This window comes from Bacillus cereus group sp. BceL291 (genome assembly GCF_051776705.1).
GTDB lineage: Bacteria > Bacillota > Bacilli > Bacillales > Bacillaceae_G > Bacillus_A > Bacillus_A cereus.
In genome coordinates, this window is sequence record NZ_JBPWAP010000008.1 from 133,937 (window position 1) to 140,429 (window position 6,493).

The following is a 6,493-nucleotide window of genomic DNA, read 5'->3' on the forward strand; positions in this document are numbered from 1 at the left end:
TTAACATTTTAAAGATATGTTTTATAGTCTTACCCGAACTTTTCTCTATCATTGTATCTACAGAGCTCTTACATGTTTTTTATATGCCTATAAAAAGATTTCTCTCTTAACATTAACTAAAAGAAAAAACAGTGCTTTGATTTCTCAAATACACTGTTCTTTTTTAGCTCTGCACTTATTTTCGACTCACTCATGTCATGCACTACATATGAAATGATTTAAGTGCTTAAAAGTTAAACCGTCTCACTATCCTGAGCCTCACCAACACTATCCTCAAATCTATCCAACAACCCACGCACTTCATCCGTCGACTTCGTGCTCATCAATTGATTTCTCAATTCAGCAGCGCCAGGGAAGCCCTTTACATAAATTTTGAAGAAGCGGTGAAGTCCTGTGATTGAGCGTGGCAGTACTTCTGCATATTGATCTTGAAGATCAAGTTGTAGTCTTAAAAGATCTAGATGTTCTTTACTGCTATGCTCTCTTGGCTCTTTTTCAAAAGCAAATGGATTTTTGAAGATGCCTCGTCCGATCATTACGCCATCAATGCCGTATTTTTCAGCAAGTTCCAGTCCCATTTTACGATCAAGGATGTCTCCATTGATTGTTATTAACGTATTTGGTGCAATGCGGTCACGTAATTTTTTTATTTCTGGAATTAGTTCCCAATGCGCATCTACTTGGCTCATTTCTTCTCTTGTGCGTAAATGAATAGAAAGGTTCGCAATATCTTGTTTGAAGATGTGCGTTAACCAATCTTCCCACTCGCTTAACTCTTTAAAGCCAAGTCTTGTTTTTACGCTGACAGGTAGTCCGCCCGCTTTTGCTGCTTGAATAAGTTCTGCTGCAACGTCTGGACGTAGAATAAGGCCACTACCTTTTCCTCTTGATGCAACGTTCGGTACTGGGCAACCCATATTAATATCGATGCCTTTAAATCCTAGTTCTGCCATACCGATACTCATTTGACGGAAGTATTCGGGATTGTCTCCCCAAATATGTGCTACCATCGGTTGTTCGTCTTCTGTAAAAATTAAACGGCCACGTACACTTTTCATACCTTCTGGATGGCAATAGCTATCCGAGTTTGTAAACTCTGTGAAGAATACGTCCGGACGACCAGCTTCACTTACTACGTGACGGAAAACAACGTCTGTCACATCTTCCATTGGTGCAAGTACGAAAAATGGTCGTGGTAATTCACGCCAAAAATTATCTATCATTTTAAATTCAAATCCTCTCACTATGAATACAATTTCAAAATCTCAATTTATAATTTGTGAAAATCAGCAATATTTATTTTAACTAAAATCGCTTATGAATGGTATTTTTGTAAACCAAAAAGCAGATGGTATAGATTTTCCTATATCAACTGCTTTCCTATTATACTAACTTAAGCCAAGCGACACACTCTACGTGAGTCGTATAAAGTATATCATATCTTTTGGTGTACCCTATACTACTATAGTGCATTCTTCTGCAAAGAAAATAAATCCAAATTCATTCTTTTTATTTTGAATGAATTTAATTTATTTCAAGTGTGTGGTCATTTTTGTGGTCAGTGGTCAAACGGAGCATTTGGTTTACATGTACTATCTAAACAATATTGATTAATAAAAACTCCCCTTCTGCATATGGGTGCGAAAGGGGAGTTTTTAAATTAATCTATTCGTTCTACAGATACTGGTTCATAGATAAATAAGAAACGGTATATATTTACACTAACATTTATAAATCTGAAATTCAAGATATAATTACCTACTTATAGAATCAGATAATAGTTTTATTCATAAAACTATTCTTTTGTATAGTAGTATGTTTTATTTTTCAAACTTCACATATTCACCAGAAACCCATTGGTCGCCACCAACATTATACCAACCGTCTCTATATCCCCAAGACTGATATCTTTCACTTTGATACACATTTTTTACGACACCATAGTTAGTTCCTGGACCAGTACGAACGCGTAATACATCAGCTGTAATAGTCACTACACCAATGCCATCAATTGAAGGTTTAGAAGGTGCTGGTGCATTTTCTCCTGTATAACGAATATATGATGAATCATTATATACCCACTGATCGCCACCTAAGTTTAGCCACCCATTTGACTCCCCCCATACTTGGTAGCATTCTCCTTTACCTAACTTACGAATAACTGCATATCCAGTTCCAGGTCCTTTTCGTAAATTCACGTTATCGCCATTAATGTAAGCAACTTTTGTACCATCAGTTGAAGGTGGAGTAGGTTTTTGCATTACTGGATTATTACTTCCGTTATATGCATTTTGGACTCTTTCAATAAAGCTATTCCAACGTCCTTCCGCTAGCATACGATGAGGACAATACTTTCCACTCCATGATTGGTGTGTGCGAACTTTGCTAATCGGAATATTGTACTGTTTCATGAGTTGAGCTACAACGATAGCTGCATTATCTTCTGCTTTATAATATCGATCTCCACCACTTAAAGAGTAACAGATTTCAACTCCAATAGATTTACGATTTCCGTTACCACCACCATCACCGCAATGCCAAGCATTACGCTCTAAAGGAATTCCTTGTACAGATTCTTTATCATCTACCGCAATATGAAACGATACTTGGTTATCGTTACGAATCATATAAGATACTTCATTTTCTGCTGTAGCATCATTATACGTATTATGAACTGTGATGAATTCTGGATTCATTGTGTAAGGACACTTTATACCATATTTACTTGGGTCAACTAATTTTTTTCTGATTTCCATTATTGAACATCTCCCTTTTTCTCTTCTTGTTTTTGTTTACCACCTAAAATTTCAACTGCATTTGTTAATGCTGAAGGTAAGGGAATTCCCATACGACCAGCGTTTTCTAAAAGTGAAAGTAACTCATTGCCCATGAAGAAGAAAATAGTCGCTTCACGAATTGCGCTGTTACTTCCCAGTGCTGAATCTAGTTGAGCGGCCGCTCCGACCAAAAGAAAAAGCACCACCTTTTTGGCGATGCCTTTGAAACCAACTTTACTTTTTAATTCTCCGTTATATCCTGCTGCAATCATGCCAGTTAAATAATCAATAACTGCCATCGTCACTAAGATTTTCAATGTTGCATCCCATCCTCCCAAGAAATACCCACAGAAGCCACCAAACATAGCTATAAATGCTTTCAGTAATACATCAATGCGATCCATCTTTTCCTCTCCTTTTTAAGCTGCAAAATAACTTGGGTCCATTCCAAATATTTCTGCAATATCTTCCTCACTTCTATCTTTCAAATAAGATTCAGTTGTGGAGATATCAGAATGATTAGCGAGTGATTTTAGTTTTTCAAGCGGTACTCCTTGAACTTTTAAATTATCTAATCTGCTGTGACGGAAACAGTGAGGATTAATTTTAAATCCCTTCCCTTCCTTTTCGTTCAGCATCTTAGCAAATATTTCGCACCAATAATTAAATACACTCTTGTTCAATCTTTTTCTCTCACCATTCTTATAAACACGCACAAACAAATCTGGAATAGTATCCTTACCTCGTTGATTTATATATAAACGAATGCATTTCTGCACCCGGTGATTGTAATATAATCTAAACTTCTTACCACGTTTTCCTCGTACCACATTTGTATAATAATGTTCTGTAAGCCCTTCTTTTTGAACCTGGTAAACCTCATTCTTTCTAGCTGCACTGTAATATGATATTGCTAGATACGTAGCTAACATATATCTTTCTTGTGCTATTAGCTCATCGATTAACCACTCAATTTGTTCTTCTGTTATAAAAGTGATTTCTCTAACTGGATTCTTAGGTAAACCACGCACTCGAGAACCTACATTAAATTCATAATCATAGTCATCATCATCCGCACAAAACTCTAACGCGGACCTTAATGCACTCATTAATCCGTTCACACGAGCATTAGACATCCCCATATCTTGAAAAATAATAGATAAATTTCGAATATCTTTACGCGTTAAATCAATAAGATTTTTATTTCCGAAGTGTTGATGTATTAGAAACAAAATAATTCGTAAATCCCAACCGTATTGCTTTAAAGTGCTTGCCGCTTTTCCTTGTGCTTTCTTTTCAATCAGAAAATCTTTGACTAGGTTTTTATTTCCTTGGCTAACATGCTTTTCGTAAATTGCTTGGTCTACTATTCGTTTCACACTAATCATCTCCTCAAAATAAAAAGAGAAGCGATATCGCCCCTCTTGATCTATGATTTGAATTTATTCAAAGCCGTATTTTGTACAAAATAAAAAAAGACCAGCTATTGCTGCTCTTGCTCTGTTTGTGTGTTATTTTCATTATTTGATGTTAGCGGTTCTTGAGATGGATAATTCCCTGTCAGCGATGTATAACACTCTAAACAAATATTCTTTTTCGCGAATCCCATATCTAGTGCGTACAGACGCGCTCCGCGTTTACATATTTCACACAACGTAGCAATTCGAAACTTTACTGTCCCATCCATCTCTCTCCATACTTCAACCCTGCTAATACCTTGTAGAATACCTGCATTATTTAACATATCAGCAGGTATTTGAACAAAAACTCCTGTTTCTGTTCGCTCTGCATCCACCAGCCTCCCCATAAAAGGAAAGCTTTCACCTGCTTGAAGTGGCATCATTTGATTCTCATTCATTCCTACTTCCCCTTTCTATCCAAGTGCGTTAAATTTCCAACCACTTGGAGTACTCACATAAAAACCCGCTCCAGCATTACCATCTGTAAAACGTATATGGCCCCATTGTTGGAATCCACCGCCACCTAAGTTAATTCCCTGCATTGCTCGTATATTTCTATAGATTTTAACTTCTTTTTCAGTACTTATATCAAACGTTTGTCCGTCTGCTGCTGGAGCAATATTATTATTCACACCACCTACAGCAAGTGCGTTAAACGGCTGAATGCCATCTGCCCTTTCTGCTGCAGCACGATCCCAATTATACATAGATGCATATTTCCCACTGTATAGTGTTACACCACTTACACAAATCGCTGTCCCTTGTCTCATGTCAGCATTTCCAGAACAAACTTTAATAATCAATGCGTGTTGTTGCGGAATATAGTTGGTCGGCACTTTGAAAGTAAAAGAGTATCTTCTGATTTCTCCATAAAAAGCAGACGGTTCAGGAAAGTCCATTTTTTGTTCACTCAATATGTCGTAACTTACGTTGTCTCGGAATTTAACACAGCATATGTGTATTCTCGGTTTTCCTGTCTTACGCACGCCATTTATCATGGCAGTTCTAAAATGAGCGGATGCTGTATATTCATTACCAGGATGTATACCGTTATTCACGATTGCTTCTGGGTAGTTATACATATCTACCCTTGCAGCATTCACCATCTGCTCATAATCGAATATATGTGTATTCTTTTCTATTACGACATTTCCCCAGGACTTCCAAGTAAGGCCATATCCACCTTCAAATCCATAATAATCGTTATGTCCAATGTTTTTCTTTGTAACACTAGAAAAGTCGGGATCTGCTATTAGGTTTCGTCTTGATACCGCAGTTGTTTTTGTTCCCCATTCGTCTTGGAATAGGAAGTCTAGCATTTTAACAGTTACACCATCTTTATCAATAGTTATCTTATCGCCGTCAATTCTAATAAGATTCGTATCAATGCCTTTTGCAGTTAACCATTTCACCATTGTATCGGCATTAATGTTCAGTTTCTCAGCATCGATTGTAATCTTACCAGGTGACATATTGATAGAAGTAATGATACCGTCTTTTAAAATTTGTGCTAAGATCCCTTCATCTAACACTTCTAACCTAGATTCTGTTTTGGTTACATAAGCTTTATAAGTTTCATTTATAAACGTTTCTTGTTTTCCAGAGATGATCGAAACGCCTTTTTCATTAGCACTAATACTTCTTTCTAATTCGGTTACTTTTTTAGTGTAATCTTCAGTTGCTATCTTATCGGCCACTTCTTCCATGATTTTATCTATATCTACAATATCAACGGGATTCTCCATAAATGAAGAAGGTTTATCGCCGATCTGCAACATAGGTTGAGCTGCCCACAGCCTTCCATTTCTACGCAGCCAGTATTGTACTTGTACTTTTTTCGTTCCTTCTACAAGTAGACCAAACACATGATGTCTTACCCACATTCCTTGTGTTAACGTAATCTCTTGTCCGTATTGCTTTAACACATTTCCATTTGCATCTAAACATTTCAGCTCCATTTTCGCACCATTATCAATGCTAGACTTATTATCTGTATAAAAGTATGCAGAAAAAACGTAATTCCAACCAGGTCCGGCATTTATAACTTCATGTGTTGCACCCCTGTATACGTCTGCTGTATTTCCCGTGGAGATTGTACGAAGTGTATTACACCCCTTATATAAAACGGTTGTATCTCTTGTTGTTCCTGATTGAAGTATCCAATATTTTGTATCATTCTTCCAAAGAACATTCCGTAATACAGTTTGATTACCGATTCCACCAACATAATCTTCAACATCTTTTATTTCAACTTTT

5 protein-coding genes and 1 pseudogene are annotated in these 6,493 nt (G+C 36.8%); all 6 read right to left on the reverse strand.

From position 1 onward, the window contains the following. Positions 1-233 precede the first annotated feature (233 nt). Complete coding sequence (locus ACS2CR_RS08790; RefSeq protein WP_053513271.1) at positions 234-1,223, reverse strand: tRNA dihydrouridine synthase; 990 nt, start codon at positions 1,221-1,223, stop codon at positions 234-236. 597 nt (positions 1,224-1,820) lie between these two features. Beyond that, entirely contained in the window at positions 1,821-2,756 is a 936-nt protein-coding gene (locus tag ACS2CR_RS08795) for an N-acetylmuramoyl-L-alanine amidase (RefSeq protein ID WP_153602560.1), read from the reverse strand. Next, the gene (locus ACS2CR_RS08800; protein WP_086423940.1) at positions 2,756-3,181 is read right to left on the reverse strand and encodes a phage holin family protein; all 426 of its coding nucleotides are present in this window, start codon (positions 3,179-3,181) and stop codon (positions 2,756-2,758) included. Before ACS2CR_RS08800 ends, ACS2CR_RS08795 begins: the two co-directional genes overlap by 1 nt. Before the next feature lie 15 nt (positions 3,182-3,196). Then, positions 3,197-4,165, reverse strand: coding sequence for a tyrosine-type recombinase/integrase (locus tag ACS2CR_RS08805; RefSeq protein WP_242300464.1), 969 nt, complete (start codon positions 4,163-4,165; stop codon positions 3,197-3,199). 95 nt (positions 4,166-4,260) lie between these two features. Beyond that, complete coding sequence (locus ACS2CR_RS08810; RefSeq protein ID WP_088065280.1) at positions 4,261-4,635, reverse strand: hypothetical protein; 375 nt, start codon at positions 4,633-4,635, stop codon at positions 4,261-4,263. A gap of 15 nt (positions 4,636-4,650) precedes the next feature. Then, positions 4,651-6,493: pseudogene (locus ACS2CR_RS08815) on the reverse strand (phage tail spike protein); the annotation flags it as partial.